This is a genomic window from Motiliproteus sp. MSK22-1 (assembly GCF_001968815.1).
GTDB lineage: Bacteria > Pseudomonadota > Gammaproteobacteria > Pseudomonadales > Balneatricaceae > Motiliproteus.
Genome location: NZ_MIEQ01000017.1, coordinates 18,337 through 33,906 on the forward strand (window position 1 = coordinate 18,337; position 15,570 = coordinate 33,906).

Below are 15,570 nucleotides of genomic sequence, written 5' to 3' on the forward strand. Positions count from 1 at the left end.
GGTAGGTGAGTCCTGCATTCTATCCTCTCAGGAGACGGTTATCCACAGAACTATTCGATGAAATTGAAAAAATAACTGCAATAAATAATCTTTATGAAAACAAGGCCCCGCTTGGGCAGCGCCTTATCGGTCAGCAGAAATCTGGGGTAAAAATAAACAACCCTCTATCTATCCACGGGCTATCCAAGCTTTTCAAACAGTCTTTATACAACCTTACAAACAGGGTATTTATTTGTAATATTTGACTTTTTAAAACTTATCAACAGAATTTATTCTGAAATAAATGCAGAACAAAGTGGCACTGCTGCCGGACAACCAAACAGCCCGCCAGAAGACCTGTTTAAAAGGAGATATCCCGTACTTTTTTAGGAAAAAATTAGAATAAGCAACTAAATAGTTAAAGAAGCAATTGAAGTATCGACAGGAATTCTCTAAAATTCCGCTCTTGATTTTACCCGGTGGGGATTTCAAGTCCCTTGTTTAACGTAGGACAGTGCAATGAAAAGAACATTTCAACCTAGCGTTTTGAAGCGCGCCCGTAGTCACGGTTTCCGTGCACGCATGGCTACTAAAAATGGCAGCCAAGTAATTCAGCGCCGTCGCGCTAAAGGTCGCAAGGTTTTGAGCGCGTAATCACGCTCAGAATATTGTTGACAGCTCTTTGAAGACCGAATTCCCGTTTCCCCGCAGCTCACGATTGTTGAATGCGGGGGACTACAAAACGGTCTTTGATGGGGCAGAAGTGAAAGTATCGGATAAGCATCTGCTTATCCTGGCACGCCCGAACCAACTCTCCCACCCACGAGTCGGACTGGTCATTGCGAAAAAGCATATAAGACTGGCCGTCCACCGTAATAGGGTGAAGCGCGTAATTCGCGAGTCTTTTCGGTTAACAAGTTCCAGACTTCCGAATCTGGATATTGTTGTACTGGCAAGAAAGGGCATGGGTGAGTTGGACAATCGGTCTTTACATCAGTTGGCTAACAACAGTTGGACGAGGCTGGTTAAATACTCGCGTAAACGTCTGGGCGCATCACTTAACACGAAAACGTCAAGCTGATCTTTTGCCGTTTTGGGTTAAATAGCGCAGTATACGGTTTGCTCAATACCTCCTATCATTTTCGGCATCGGCAGATTTAGACAATGGATATCCAACGTATTATCCTGATTGGCGCCCTCGCAGTAATTTCTTACATCATGGTTCTCCAGTGGCAAAAAGACTATGGTGCGCCAGAACAACCGGTTCAAGCCACGACCGTGTCTTCACACAGTGCGGCACCGGAAATTACCACGACGACGGAACAGCTGGGAACCGATATTCCAAGTGCTACCAGTACTGTTCAGCAAGGCAATGTTTCAGATAGTCCGGTAGAACAGCAAGCTTCAGCTACAGATGCTGGCCAACTAATCCGTGTAAAGACAGATGTCCTTAATCTGCTTATCGACCCCTACGGCGGCGATATCATCCACGCAGAACTCAATGAATACCTGGCTCAGCTTGGAGCCGAGCAAAAGCTTGTCGTCCTTGAGCAAAATGATAATCGCAGTTATATCGCCCAGAGTGGTTTGACCGGGAAAAACGGTCCTGATGCCTCTGGAGGGCGTCCTCGCTATCAGGTATCCAGTGCTGAATTTGAAATGGGTGACAGCGATCAACTTGTCGTTGATTTAACCCTCACCCAGGAAAGTGGCGTCAAGATCACCAAACGCTTTACCCTGACCCGCGGGAAGTACCAGATTGCTGTTGACTATCTGATCGAAAACAACAGTGATCAACCTTGGCAGGCAAGCCTGTTTGGACAGATTAAACGTGATAACAGCGATGATCCCTCTTCGCAGACCAGCATGGGTATGCAGTCTTATCTTGGACCAGCCTTCTCCAGTACTGAAACCCCTTATAACAAAGTTAGTTTTGACGATCTTGATGATGCCAAATATGCGGACAAAACCCAGGGCGGCTGGGTCGCAATGCTGCAACATTATTTTGTCAGTGCCTGGGTACCCAACCCAGAAACCAGCCATAGCTATTTCGGTAAAGCCCGTAACGGTAACTACTTTGCTGGTTTTGTTTCTCCGGCATTGTCCTTGGCAGCCGGTGAAAAAGGCTCTACTGGAGCAACATTCTATGTCGGACCAAAAATTCAGAAACTGCTTGAGGAAACAGCACCGAACTTGGAATTAACCGTCGATTTCGGTTGGTTGTGGTGGATCGCGTTACCATTATTTATCGCCTTGGACATGATTCAGGATGTGGTAGTAAACTGGGGCCTCGCGATTATTCTGGTCACCCTGGCGGTGAAAGCGCTGTTCTATCCTTTGTCAGCCAAAGCCTATACCTCCATGGCAAAAATGCGTAGCGTTGGCCCGGAACTTACCCGCCTGAAAGAACTTTATGGCGATGATCGACAAAAAATGTCGGCAGCCATGATGGAGCTATACAAGAAGGAAAAAATCAATCCATTAGGCGGTTGTTTGCCCATCGTTATCCAGATGCCTGTGTTTATTGCTCTGTACTGGGTACTGCTTGAAAGTGTTGAATTACGTCATGCTCCATTCGTTTTATGGATCCAGGACATGTCAGTAATGGACCCTTATTTCGTCTTACCGATTATGATGGGTCTCACTATGTTTATTCAGCAAACACTAAACCCGACCCCTCCCGATCCAATGCAGGCCAAGGTCATGAAGATGCTTCCTATTGTCTTCACGTTCTTCTTCCTGTGGTTCCCGGCAGGTCTGGTTCTGTACTGGGTAGTGAACAATATTCTCTCTATCCTTCAGCAGTGGATGATTACTCGAAAAATTGAAGCGGCGGGTCTGGGGAAGAAATAATTCTCTGACGGTCCGAATGTGAATATCTCAAAGGCTCCGCAAGGGGCCTTTTCTATAATAGGATTCAAATCAAAGAATGAATCCCATAGGCTGAACCATGACTTTACTGGATACCGATACTATCACTGCCCTGGCAACTCCTCCTGGTCGTGGAGGCGTCGGTATTGTACGGGTGTCAGGCAATAAAACTCAGCGAATTGCCGAAGGGATACTGGGGCATATCCCCGAAGCACGCCAGGCATATTACGGCCCTTTTAATGACGCAGATGGTCAACAGATAGACCAGGGCATCGCCTTATATTTCAACAACCCACATTCATTCACTGGGGAAGATGTCCTCGAATTGCAAGCTCATGGTGGCCCGGTTGTCCTGGATTTACTGCTCCAGCGAGTGCTGACTTTTGGTGCACGACTGGCTCGACCCGGTGAGTTTTCTGAGCGTGCCTTCCTGAATGATAAGCTGGACCTGGCACAGGCAGAAGCAATAGCCGATCTGATTGACAGCTCTTCGGAACAAGCAGCCCGCTGCGCTTTAAGGTCCCTTCAGGGGGAGTTCTCTCAACGAATTCACAGGCTGGTAGACTCACTCGTACATCTGCGTATCTACGTTGAAGCAGCTATAGATTTCCCGGAAGAGGAAGTGGATTTTCTGGCCGATGGTAAAGTTGCCTCAGATCTGGAGCACATTTCCAATGACCTGAACGAAGTCCTCGCCGAGGCCAATCAAGGGGCTATTTTACGAGAAGGGATGAATGTCGTTATTGCAGGTCGGCCCAATGCAGGTAAATCCAGCCTGCTAAACGCACTGGCAGGCAAAGAATCAGCCATCGTTACAGACATCGCAGGCACCACCCGAGATGTTCTGCGGGAGCATATCCATATTGATGGTATGCCACTGCATATTATCGACACAGCCGGCCTTAGAGAAGGTGCAGACGTGGTTGAACAGATTGGTATTGAAAGAGCCTGGGATGAGATCCGAAATGCCGACCGCGTTCTACTGATGGTCGATGCATCTTCAACTTCAGAAACAGCTCCTGAACGGATCTGGCCCGACTTCGTCAGTCACCTACCCGACCTCGATAAAATTACCGTTATTCGCAATAAAATTGATCTAAGTGGCGAACAAGTGGGTATCGACAATGAAGAAGAATGTCATCTGATCCGTCTAAGCGCTAAACAGCAACTGGGCACGGATCTGCTGCGGCAACATCTCAAACACTGCATGGGCTACGAATCAGCCGGTGAAGGGGGATTTATGGCCCGTAGACGGCACATAGACGCCCTGCTCCGTACCCGAGAATATCTGAACACAGGAAGCCAACAACTCAACAGCTACGGCGCAGGTGAGCTATTGGCAGAAGATTTACGACTAGCCCAGCAATCGCTCTCAGAGATTACCGGTGAGTTCACTTCAGATGATCTGCTTGGAAAGATCTTTTCCAGCTTCTGTATAGGGAAGTAATTTTAAAGGAAACACAACGAAGGGTTCTAGAGACGGGTGGCCACCTGACTTCCTGCTTAAGTTTAGCAACGCTCACGTCCCTAGCCTTCGTTCTTTTGCAGTTTTAAGCTTATTTGGACTCGGCACGACCGCCAAATTTGCGCTCTTCCACATTCACCTTGATTCTTTCCCCGGATGAAATATGTTCGGGTACTTGTACCGTTAAACCGGTTGAAAGTACGGCAGGTTTCGTTCTGGCTGTAGCAGAACCGCCTTTAAGAGAAGGGTCAGTTTCGACTATTTCAAGCTCAACGGTGGAAGGCAAATCCAGTGCAACCGGTGCCTCATTCACGATAACGACCTGTAAGCCTTGAGTATCTTCACCAATGAATAGTAGCTCATCTTCAATGGTATCTTTATTCAGGCTGTATGAAGAATAATCTTCAGTGTCCATAAATACATATTCGTCGCCATCAGAATATGAAAATGTCACAGGTCGACGGATCAGATCAGCAAGGGTCAACATGTCTGAATCTTTATAGGTTTCATCTATCTTGTTATTCGTTGCAGCGTTATACATACGCATACGATAGATACTGCCACCGGCACGACCCTGTGGGACAGAACGTTCGATGTCACGAACAATATAGGCTTCGCCGTTAATTTCGACTGCTGTATTCTTCTTTATTTCACTTGCTTTTGGCATTTTCCAGGCTCTGATATAAAAATTTGTCAATATTATAATCAGGTATTTCACCCATTGATAACGCTAAATGAAATGAACCTGATACAAGCTGGACGGCTGATGAAAAATCAATGCATGCCACTTTCTCTTCAAAGAGCATGCACTGAAGCCTAAAGAAGTTCAAAAAGGACTCATTGTTGCACTACGCTGTCTTTCGCGCATTTAACCATTCCAGGGCTGGCTGAAAAGATGATGGGCTTACTTCGCAGGTTCCCTAAAGTATTGATATGATTAATAACCCAGTAGCAGCCTCGGTAAGAACAGAGAAAGCTCAGGAAGAAATGTCACCAGAAAAACCATTGGCAGATGCCCTAAGCAAAGAAACTTAAGGGTTGGTTTAATATATCGATCCAATGATAGTTTGCTCACACCACCAGCCATATAAAGCATGGGGGCACAGGGCGGAGACACATTGCCAAGTCCCAGATTAACACCCACCACCGCAGCAAAGTGGATAGGATCAATCCCCAGCTCATTAACGACTGGCAGAAAGATAATGGCAGCTAATACACTGCCGGAAATATCGTCGACAATCATTCCGATCAGCAATAGCAGTATATTAATCAGCAGAAGAATCACATATTTGTTTTCCGAGACCTGTAGCAGTGTCTCAGCCAACTCTTTAGGCACCTGCTCCAGAATCATTGCCCGACTCATAATAAACAGGAAAAACAGCACAGCCATAATTGAGCCAGTCATGGTAACCGCCCGAACCGTTACCGTACCCAGATTTCTCAATGTCATCCCCTTGTAGATAAACAGACCAACGGGTATCGCATAGATCACTGCAATGGCTGCTGCTTCCGTCGGTGTGGCGATGCCACTATAGATAGCCCCCAGAATAATCAGCGGCATCAGCAGGGCGAAAGCAGCACTATAACCGGTGCTGGCAACCTGTTTAGCAGCCTGTTTAAATGGCAATGGAGCATCGACCTTAATATTACTGTTATCCCGCAGGAACCATATATTCAACCCACAATAGAGCAGCGTAAGCAGAATACCGGGAATTATCGTCGACAGAAATGCTGCTCCTACCGATAAACCACCCGTAATCGAAAAGATAATCATCGGAATACTAGGAGGGATCAGCAATGCTAACACCGATGAACAGGCTACCAATGCCGTTGCATGGCCTTCTGGATAACCTTCCTTAACCATCCGGGGAATCATGATCTGACCAACTGCAGCAATGGCTGCTGAAGAACTACCAGAAATAGCACCGAACAGTGCGCAGGTCAGTACGGTGACTGCCCCCAGCCCCCCTTTAATTCGACCCACAAAAGAATTAACAAAATTCAGCAGGCGCTCAGATATACCACCCTCAGCCATCAACAGACCGGCAAAAATAAACAACGGTAAAGCTAACAAAGCGAAACCACTGGCGGTTTTAAAACCGTGGGGAACCAGGAAAGAGATATTATTACCGGTGGTGTAGGCAAACAATACAGCACCGATACCGAAGGCGAATGCTACCGGAATCTCCACCAGAATTAAGATTACGACAACAAGCATTGCCAATAAAAATAGACTCATAACCGGTTACTCCCTGGATTACCTTTATAACGAATCCGTCGCAAACTACGATATTCGTTAATGGCCTCTAGCATGAAATAACCGACCATCATTCCAAAGCCGACAATCATACTGCCGCTCCATAAGCCACGAGGCCATTGCAGGTTGATACTCATCCTGCCTTTTTCAATAACAAAAAATGCGTACTTACAGGCAAAATAACCAAATACCACCGCTGCAAGCATGCTGATCAGAGAACCAAAAAAACGAATTAGCCCCACTTTGAACGGATCAGAGACCAGCAGGCTGACAATACCGCCATGAATGTGTTCTCTCTCACGGGTGGCATAGCCCATACCCAAAAAATAAATCCAGACACCCAATAGCACTGCTGCTTCTTCGATGCCAGTAAAAGGAGACTCCAATAAATAACGCATAATAATCTGACCGAACATCAACCCTGCCAGAGTAAGTCCGACACACAACATCATCGCCCGAAAGAGCCAGTCAAGCGCCTGCTCAAACTGCAGCAGTCGCCGTTCAACACCACTTTGATGCTGGGGCTCACTTCGTTGATCAGTAGCAATAGCGCTTAAATCTGCAGGTACTGGCTGATAACTCAGCTCAGGGTCATAATCATAGGTTTTAATATTGGTTTTAGTATTTTGGGGACTGGTTGAAGAGGGTTGTTGCATAACTGTCATCCTCTAAAAAACTGTAACGATGAGGTCGCCTCTGGCGAGGCGACAACGGCTTTATCAGTCATTAATCGGATTCAGTTGATACCGGCAATATCTCGCATCATTGCCATAATTTCAGCGCCAACCAGTTTCTCCATAAACGGCCATTCGTTGGCGTAAAGGGTTTTCTTGGCTTTGGCCAGCTGTTGCTGATCCAGTTCGACCACCTTGATACCATAGTCTCGAACTTTTTCCAGATAGCTGTTATCAATTGCCTGAGCTTCGGACCAGGCCCAATCCAGGGTTTTGTCCGCTGCAGCCTGAATTTTATTCCGTTCATCCGCCGGCAGGTCTTCCCACCAGTCTTTATTAACCAGCCAGAATGCATGCTCAAAGTAATCTCGAGTCAGGATGTAACTTTCCAGCACATCACGCATCTGCCAAATTTCAACAGCAGGTCCAAACGCACGGCCATCAACAGTGCCTAATTGCAGCCCGGTATACAATTCAGAAAAAGGCATTGGAACAGCAGAAAAACCCCAATTCTTGAAACGCTCAATTCCTAAAGGGGTAGGAACGACTCGCATTTTGATACCTGCAGCATCCTCCGGGAAGTTAGTAGGAACCTTGCCTACACCGTTTCGAATCGTGATCGAACCGAAACCCGCAGGAATAAGACCCAGAGCAACAAGATCATTATCTGCAAGAATCTTGTTATACACATCCAGCATCGGGCCGTTGGGGCCATAGGCTTTACGCGCCGAATCCCAGCTGTCAACAACATAACCGAGCCAGGTCAGATCCAGGCGACCGTCAAATTCTGATGCGCCGTAAGTCATCGTCATGGGAATAACGCCCTGCATGGCCTGTTCGAATTGCGAGGTCCAGTCCCCAAGATCACCACCAGGATGGTAGTCAACAGAATAGTCGGATTTTTGGGCCTTTAACTCCTCTATGAACTTCTCAGAAGAAGCGTGAAAAATATGATCAGTAGTCATCGCTTGGGCGAGGATAAAATCATCGCCCGCCTGAACAAGATCAGTTAGAGGAATAGCCAAAGCGGCAGTAATAGCGGTTGTAGATATGAGGGATTTGAATGCTCTTTTGATAGTCATAACGACCTCTAGTATTTTTTATAGTCATTCGATAGCACGTATGCAGAGCGCGTAAATCAGCGTCCAGCGAACGTGGCCAGAGATTCTGATCCAAACATTAAGTTTCTCAAATATGAAATAGCTTTAACTAAGTTCAGTAATCACTTAACTATAAGGTTGAGGTCGATCGGGAAAAAACAGCCACAAAGCAGATCTGCTCCAAGCTGCAATCAGTCTTTCTCTGCTGAGCAAACATAGACAGTTATTCGTTACGGATCAGGTGACCCATATAGGTTTCAAGTACCAGATTGGGTCTGGCTCCCTTGCGGGTGATTGCAGAAAACTGAGTGGTATAGTGATAGTCATCCGGCGAAATAGCTCGCATACGGCCTGCTTTTACCCACTGGGCCGCGACATGATCAGGCAAATAACCAATGTAGCGCCCGGTGAGTATAAGAAAAGCAATTCCCTCCCGGTCGGTAGCCGTTGCAGAGGCCGCTTTGAGGGGTTGATAGTGGGCCTTTATTGCTGCCGTCTGTGCGTAAGCCGGTAATACTGCATCCCACTCTCCCACCTGTATGTCAGTGTCTGGCATAAGATATACCGGATGGTTGTCTGAGCAATAGAGCTTAGACTCCTCATCATATATCTCCTGATATTCAAGCCCGGAAAGAACCCGGACTGTTGGCACAATACCCACATGCAAATGACCATCCAGTACACCAATCTCCACCTCATTCGGCGGCATCATACGGATGTTGACGGCGACATCCGGGCCCTGTTGTTTCAGCGCCGCCAGAGCGTCTGTAATCTTCATCTTTGGCATTGTTACCAGGTTATCGGTAATACCGATATTCAGCTCACCTTTGAGGTTGGTATGCAAGGTATTTACCTGGGTACGAAAGTCCTCGATGGAGGAAAGAAGCTGCAAAGTATAGCTGTAGATATGTTCTCCCTCTTCGCTAAGAGAGAAGCCGGAACGCCCCCGTTGGCAGAGCCGGAAACCCAAACGGCTTTCAAGATCTGATATGGCCATACTGATCGCTGACCGAGTGATATTGAGCTCAACTTCTGCCGCAGCAAAACCACCAGATTCCACAACAACTTTGTAGATTCTGAGCATACGCAAGTCGATATCACTGAGTTGCCCCTTAAATTCACGTTTTTTCACAGCTGCCCTACCTGAACCGTTTGGATGTTACTGACAAACGCTCTTATAGTAAGAAGATCACTGATACCAACACAAGGGGGAATTTAGTCACTCGGATGCCAGTGGGGAACGGATCAATTCCCTGTCAACGGCAGTATAAATCGGTAGATGAATACAAATAACCCACAAAACAATGACTTGTTTTAGTTATTAATTACAATAGGTTAAGAACTTACACACAGCTAATTAACAAAAACAGTTCTGCACCTGAATTATCCCATCGCAGTGAGTTCTCTCGCCTTAGGGACAACAAGCTCATCAGCTTCCATCTTTTGATAGAAGGCTAATAACTTCTTCTCTTCAGCCTGTTCAACGGCTCCGTCCTTCTGCTCTGGAAAATACTCACAGATAACCTCAGTGGGCTGATTGCCCAATACCAGTATTCGATCAGACAATGTCAGTGCTTCCCGGATATTGTGGGTAACCATTAAAATGGCGACTTCCGGGCGCATTTGTCGAAGGCGCTCCAGTACTTCTCCCAGGCTCGCTGCTGTCGGAGGATCGAGTGAAACAAAGGGCTCATCCATCAGAATAAGATCCGGGTCATTGATCAGCGTTCTCGCTAATGCCACCCTCCGAGCCATCCCAAGCGATAACCTTCCCGGGTATTGGCTGGCTACATCTCCCAGGTCCATCAAACTCAGCAACTCATCAATTTTCTGTTGCTGTTGACTATCAGCAACCAACGCCAGGTTCTGTCGGACCGTCCGCCAGGGTAATAGGCGTGGCTCCTGAAACATATAACTAATACGATAGTGACTGGAGTGAAGTGCGCCTGAATAGTCCCTATCCAGTCCCGCTAGAATATTAAGCAACGTGGTTTTTCCGCAGCCAGAAGGACCTAACAGGCACACCAGTTCTCCTGAGTCCAGGGTCAGCGACAAAGCACCTATTACAGGAGCATCACCATAGGCCTTTCGATTTACAGTCAGCTCAATCATCAGCAGGCCTCTTCACGCCAGCGCCGCTGGTAACGTTCCCAAGGTTGTAACAGCAGCCATTCGATAACCTGCACGACCAGGATAAAAGCAAAGCTATAGGCCAGAATCATGGCAACATCGAACATCTGAAATGCCAGGTGTAGTTGGAAACCTACTCCATCGCTACGGCCTAAGAGTTCAACCACCAGCACAATCTTCCAGATCAGTGCCAGACCAGATCGCGAAGCCACCAGAAAGTAAGGAGCCAGCTGAGGAAGGATCACTTCAGTCAGCTGACGCCAGTAACCCACACCGTAGACCCTGACTAATGCCTGATACTGTGGATCAAGACTTCTGGTACCTTCACGTAAAGTCACCGCAACATTCGGCACCTTATTAATCACTACTGCGGCAATGGCAGCTGCTTCAATCAGTCCACACCAGATATAGAGTAAAATGATCACCACCAGAGCAGGCATATTCAGCAGCATCACTAAAAGCGGATCCAGCCACTGGTTTATTCTTGGGTTAAGTCCCATTAGCAATCCCAGTAATGTTCCCAACCCCATAGCGGCAATAAAACTTATAATCACTCGACTTAACGTTGCCCGCAGATGTGGCCACAGCTCTCCGGATGACCACTCATCCCACATCACTGCCATAACCTGCAACGGGGACGGCAATAACTGCAATTCCAACCCCACCGCTACCAATTGCCAGACCACCAGCACCATTAGCAGCGATAATAGTTGAACTCGCAGGGATTGAGCCAGCATGGTCAGATACCTCGGCCTTCAGGGTTGCTGCCAAAACGTATTCTGATTCAGAGTACGACTGTCCCCAACCAGCTTCTTACCACCAAGCTGAGCCAAAAGACTGAACATTTGCTCGGCATCAGTGATTTGCTCCCGGACCAGAGGGCTGGGGGTACCTGCCAAATATCCCTCACGCAGATATCTGAATACCGAATCGCTTTCTGCTTTCATCATAGGACGCAAGCGTTGCCAGGCATTGGGCTGCTGTTGTAAAAAATCCTTACTCTGACGAGATGCCGCCTGAAGGGATGTCACCAGATCGGGACGGTCTTCGGCCCATTTTTGATGGAACACATAGCCAAGCATAGGCAACTCTGACTTCATCCCCAGCAACTGACTGACCTGTTTAAGATCATGGAGAGCAGGATAACCCTGACCTTCCAGACGGGCAGCATAATGCCAGAAGGTCACGACGGCATCGATCCGCCCCTGCTCCAACGCCGCATTCAGCAAGGGAGGTGCGCCGTACTGCTGTTCAGTAATAGCCTTTAAATCAATGCCCTGTTGCTTTCCCAGGGCTCTCAATAACAACCAGCCCTTACTGGTGGGACCACCGGCAATACCAACCTTTTTACCCTGAAGGTCTGCCAACTGTTTAACAGAAGAATCCTTTGCCAGCATTAGCTTACCCACAGAAGAGGAGTAAGGGATAAACTGTAATTGGTGCCCTTTGTCCCGCTGGCGGCTCACCCACATCCAATCTGCAACAATGACATCCGCAGAGCCGCCCAACAGTGCTGTACGGGTAGCGGTCATACCCGCTAAGGGTTGCACTTTCAGTGAGAACCCATTTTGTTGATCAAACCCCTCCTCAACCATCGTACTCAGTTCCCAGTTCACCGTCCCGTACTTAAGCACTGCCACCTTTATAACATTCTGCGACCAGCTCGGAGCGCTGATCACCATCCAACTCAGTAGCATCAGAATTCGGCAAAAGCTGCGCCGAAAGCTAGAATTAGAAGTATTCATAACCCACCTCATATTTTGGGTTGAAGGTCTTCTTTTCAGAGTAAGTCTGTGCCGGATAACAAAAAACAGTACTTTCGGCCCCTTTTTGAAGGTCCAAGGTCGAATAGTCTTATTGCTCTCAAGGGAGTCCAATAGAACCATAGAATAATAAAGGAGTAGAAGAAGATGTTGACACTACCCCAGCATTCCACAGCAACACCCGGACCGCTGTTTTCAGATGGCTTATCCGCTTCAGACTCTGCAAAACAAAATCTGGTCAGTGATGACAGTGACAGCATGGCCATCACCGATTCGGATGTTTATAAGTTGCTGATCGCCGATGATCATCCCCTGTTTCGCGAAGCAATCGCTGATGTCATTCGTGCCCGTTACCCTGACGCCGATATCCTCCAGGCGGAAGATCTTGAAACAGCAGTAGAGCTGGCAGACAGCTTTGATGACTTAGACCTGATCCTGCTGGATCTCAATATGCCGGGAATGAACGGCTTGAATGGGCTTATGCAGCTTCGTAATGAGTTTCCAGCCATCCCCGTGGTGATCATTTCTGCGGAAGAGGATAAAAGCGTCGTATTACAGGCTATGACCTATGGTGCGGTTGGTTTTATCATCAAATCTCTGCCACGGGAGAAGATGACAACAGCATTAGAGCAGGTACTGGCTGGCCAGGTTTACCTTCCCTCAGATGTTATCCGTGCCGATAACACTCGCTCTCGACAAAACCGACGACCAGAAGAAAATCGTATCCCGCCAGAAATGCTGAATAGTCTGACCCGACGCCAGTTACTGGTCCTTGAGCGAATGACGAACGGTGAATCAAACAAACAGATCGCCTACAACCTCTGTATTGCAGAAACGACGGTGAAGGCTCATGTATCAGCCATCTTACGAAAGCTGAATGTCCACAATCGTATTCAGGCAGTATTGTCCGCCGGAAATATAGATTTCAATCAATATCTAAAGCGCTGATTAAAAATAATTCTCTGTCCAAGTTAACTAAGGGGCCATAAATATACACAGGGCCCCTGGATGCCCTTTTGTCAGAATTTTAAATCAAAGTGGTTGATCAACATTTAAATCAACGATAAAGGACAAATGAATTTATTATTTAAAATTCAACCGGATAGAAGCGATCATCTTCTCTCGAAGTAGCATTTTCTGACTTTAAAAAAACCCAGCTGGATATACAAGGACGAGTCGGAGACCCGTAATGAACAGATCCCCCCTGGCCGCACTGCTGCTGTTTTCAGTATGCTGGTTATACAGCTCCCTCTGTTCTGCGACCTTATCCAGCAACGAGCTGACTATCGTCCAGAGTTTTTTCCCCAAAGCAACCCGAATAGACGAGAAGCTTGCAGATTTTCCTGTTTACCCGGTCTATCAATTACAGCAACTTTTAGGGTACGCCTATGAGTCAGCGGACTTAACCGATCTACCTGGATTTTCCGGTAAGCCAATCAGGCTGCTGATTGGCCTGGATACCAGCGGACAATTTACCGGAGTCCAGGTCCTTGAGCATCATGAGCCGGTATTTCTTCATGGTCTTGGCCAGGCACCTTTGTATCGGTTTATCAGTCAATATCAAGGTCGGCATCTGACCGAACACATTGTCGTCAACAGCCGCAAACAGGGCACCAGTTCAGGAAACAAGGGCCCGGTGTACATTGACGGGGTAACCAAAGCGACGGTATCAGTCATCATCATCAATGATTCCATTCTTTCCTCTGCCCTCCAGGTGGCTCGCAACAAGCTTGAAGGTTTTACTCAGGCACCTGCTGTCAGAGCCCGTTCAGATCTCTATCAACCGCTGGGTTGGCAGCAACTACGTGAAAAAGGCTATGTCGGTCGTTGGCAACTTTCACAACCTGAGGTGGAAGCAACACTGGGCCAGTCGATAAGCAACTACCCAAATTTTGATCAACTCGATGATAGCGAATACTTCAGTGAAATCTTCTACGCCTACCTCAATGCTCCCACTATTGGTCGTAATCTGTTAGGGAGGACTCACTATCAGGAGTTGATGAACAGTCTGAAACCCGGCGAACAGGTTTTTGCAGTCATGTCACGGGGGGCTTTCCTGCATGTACCGGATGGTTTCAAGCCCGGCACGGTACCTGGCCGGCTTTCCTTGGAGCAAAACCAGTTGGCAATTGAGCTACGAGACCTGGATGCACTGGATGAGTCGTTTCGTTTTCAATCCCCGGAAACTCCTGAATTCGACCGTATCAACCTCTTTCGGGTCAAGGGACACGCCGGGTTTAACCCAGGTGAGGATGCCACCCTGCAATTGAATGTTGAACTTAATCGAAACCACCTGATTCAGGACCAGGCCACCTTCAGCACCCCCATCAGACTGCCCCAGGAGCTATTTGAAACGGTTGCTGTCGCTCCAGTCCCGGAAAGGGATAGCGCTCCCTTATGGCTACAACTATGGCAAGAGCGCTGGGCAGAAGTTGCTATTCTGATTATTGCTCTGACGGTACTCAGTCTGTTCTTTGTACGCCAGCGCCACTACAGCCGCAATGCAAAGCGACTACATCGGTTTCGCTGGGGCTATTTGTGGTTCACGCTGGTGTTTATCGGTCTGTATGCACAAGGACAATTATCAGTGGTAAATATCTACACGCTGTTGCTATCGATCTATGATGGCTTTGATATCCGTATATTCCTGCTGGACCCGATTATATTTACTCTCTGGATTTATTGCTTTTTATCACTGTTCTTGTGGGGACGGGGCCTCTACTGCGGCTGGCTATGCCCTTTTGGAGCCCTGCAGGAAATGCTCTCATGGCTGGCCATGCGCCTGAAACTGAGACAGTGGCGATTGCCGGACCCTTGGCATCGGCAGATGATTTTAGTGAAGTATCCAATTTTGCTGGGTCTGGTGATTACCTCATTCTATTCCCTGACGTTGGCTGAGCAGCTGGCCGAAATTGAGCCCTTTAAAACAAGTATGACTCTGTTTTTTGTCCGTAGTTGGCCATTCGTACTCTACGCCTTGGTACTGCTGGGCTTAGGGCTATTTATGCACAAGTTTTATTGTCGCTACCTCTGTCCTCTGGGAGCAGCTCTGGCGGTAATTGGCAGACTGAGACTGTTCAGCTGGCTGTCCCGAATCGAACAGTGCGGCAGCCCCTGTCAACTCTGTAAACGGCGTTGTGAGATCAACGCTATTCGCCGCGATGGCAGTATTGACTACGATGAATGCATCCAATGCCTGGAATGTGTCGCCATCCTGCAGGACGAAAACCAGTGTGTTGCCACACTGCAACGTCGCAAACGGAGCAGGTCCATACCGGAACGAATTGCCTCAGACAGAAACCATCAAGCAGATCAGATTACCGTAGCCTGA

General features: G+C 47.7%; 14 protein-coding genes. 6 read left to right on the forward strand and 8 right to left on the reverse strand.

The window, feature by feature from the left end; translation table 11 throughout:
• Positions 1-498 precede the first annotated feature (498 nt).
• The 4 genes from rpmH to mnmE all read left to right on the forward strand — a co-directional run bounded on the left by rpmH (position 499) and on the right by mnmE (position 4,297).
• Positions 499-633: a 50S ribosomal protein L34 gene (gene rpmH / locus BGP75_RS00685; protein ID WP_076714038.1), complete on the forward strand. Its 135-nt coding sequence runs from the start codon at positions 499-501 to the stop codon at positions 631-633.
• A 28-nt stretch (positions 634-661) separates the two neighbouring features.
• Positions 662-1,060: a ribonuclease P protein component gene (rnpA, locus tag BGP75_RS00690; RefSeq protein WP_076714040.1), complete on the forward strand. Its 399-nt coding sequence runs from the start codon at positions 662-664 to the stop codon at positions 1,058-1,060.
• Positions 1,061-1,143: 83 nt separating this feature from the next.
• Positions 1,144-2,832, forward strand: coding sequence for a membrane protein insertase YidC (gene yidC, locus BGP75_RS00695; protein WP_076714042.1), 1,689 nt, complete (start codon positions 1,144-1,146; stop codon positions 2,830-2,832).
• A 97-nt stretch (positions 2,833-2,929) separates the two neighbouring features.
• Positions 2,930-4,297 (forward strand): tRNA uridine-5-carboxymethylaminomethyl(34) synthesis GTPase MnmE, encoded by a 1,368-nt coding sequence (gene mnmE / locus BGP75_RS00700; RefSeq protein ID WP_143820943.1) that lies wholly within the window; start codon positions 2,930-2,932, stop codon positions 4,295-4,297.
• A gap of 109 nt (positions 4,298-4,406) precedes the next feature.
• Here mnmE and yeiP read toward each other — a convergent pair whose 3' ends face one another.
• The 8 genes from yeiP to BGP75_RS00740 form a co-directional block, all read right to left on the reverse strand.
• Entirely contained in the window at positions 4,407-4,982 is a 576-nt protein-coding gene (gene yeiP, locus BGP75_RS00705; RefSeq protein ID WP_076714044.1) for an elongation factor P-like protein YeiP, read from the reverse strand.
• A 270-nt stretch (positions 4,983-5,252) separates the two neighbouring features.
• Entirely contained in the window at positions 5,253-6,554 is a 1,302-nt protein-coding gene (locus BGP75_RS00710; RefSeq protein ID WP_076714046.1) for a TRAP transporter large permease, read from the reverse strand.
• Positions 6,551-7,228 (reverse strand): TRAP transporter small permease, encoded by a 678-nt coding sequence (locus BGP75_RS00715; protein ID WP_083704546.1) that lies wholly within the window; start codon positions 7,226-7,228, stop codon positions 6,551-6,553. Before BGP75_RS00715 ends, BGP75_RS00710 begins: the two co-directional genes overlap by 4 nt.
• An 80-nt stretch (positions 7,229-7,308) precedes the next feature.
• Positions 7,309-8,328, reverse strand: coding sequence for a TRAP transporter substrate-binding protein DctP (dctP, locus tag BGP75_RS00720; protein ID WP_076714050.1), 1,020 nt, complete (start codon positions 8,326-8,328; stop codon positions 7,309-7,311).
• Positions 8,329-8,569: 241 nt separating this feature from the next.
• Positions 8,570-9,430: a LysR family transcriptional regulator gene (locus tag BGP75_RS00725; RefSeq protein WP_076714203.1), complete on the reverse strand. Its 861-nt coding sequence runs from the start codon at positions 9,428-9,430 to the stop codon at positions 8,570-8,572.
• 299 nt (positions 9,431-9,729) lie between these two features.
• The gene (locus BGP75_RS00730) at positions 9,730-10,458 is read right to left on the reverse strand and encodes an ABC transporter ATP-binding protein (RefSeq protein WP_076714052.1); all 729 of its coding nucleotides are present in this window, start codon (positions 10,456-10,458) and stop codon (positions 9,730-9,732) included.
• Positions 10,458-11,213 carry an ABC transporter permease gene (locus BGP75_RS00735; protein ID WP_076714054.1) on the reverse strand — a complete coding sequence of 252 codons (756 nt, stop codon included), beginning with the start codon at positions 11,211-11,213 and terminating at the stop codon, positions 10,458-10,460. The genes BGP75_RS00730 and BGP75_RS00735 overlap by 1 nt, the downstream gene beginning before the upstream one ends.
• 18 nt (positions 11,214-11,231) lie before the next feature.
• Complete coding sequence (locus BGP75_RS00740) at positions 11,232-12,221, reverse strand: ABC transporter substrate-binding protein (RefSeq protein WP_076714056.1); 990 nt, start codon at positions 12,219-12,221, stop codon at positions 11,232-11,234.
• Between the two features lie 276 nt (positions 12,222-12,497).
• Here BGP75_RS00740 and BGP75_RS00745 point away from each other — a divergent pair, with 276 nt between their 5' ends.
• Both BGP75_RS00745 and BGP75_RS00750 read left to right on the forward strand, forming a co-directional pair.
• On the forward strand, positions 12,498-13,187 hold the full coding sequence (locus tag BGP75_RS00745) for a response regulator transcription factor (protein ID WP_076714205.1): 690 nt from the start codon (positions 12,498-12,500) through the stop codon (positions 13,185-13,187).
• A 241-nt stretch (positions 13,188-13,428) separates the two neighbouring features.
• The gene (locus BGP75_RS00750) at positions 13,429-15,570 is read left to right on the forward strand and encodes a NosR/NirI family protein (RefSeq protein WP_083704548.1); all 2,142 of its coding nucleotides are present in this window, start codon (positions 13,429-13,431) and stop codon (positions 15,568-15,570) included.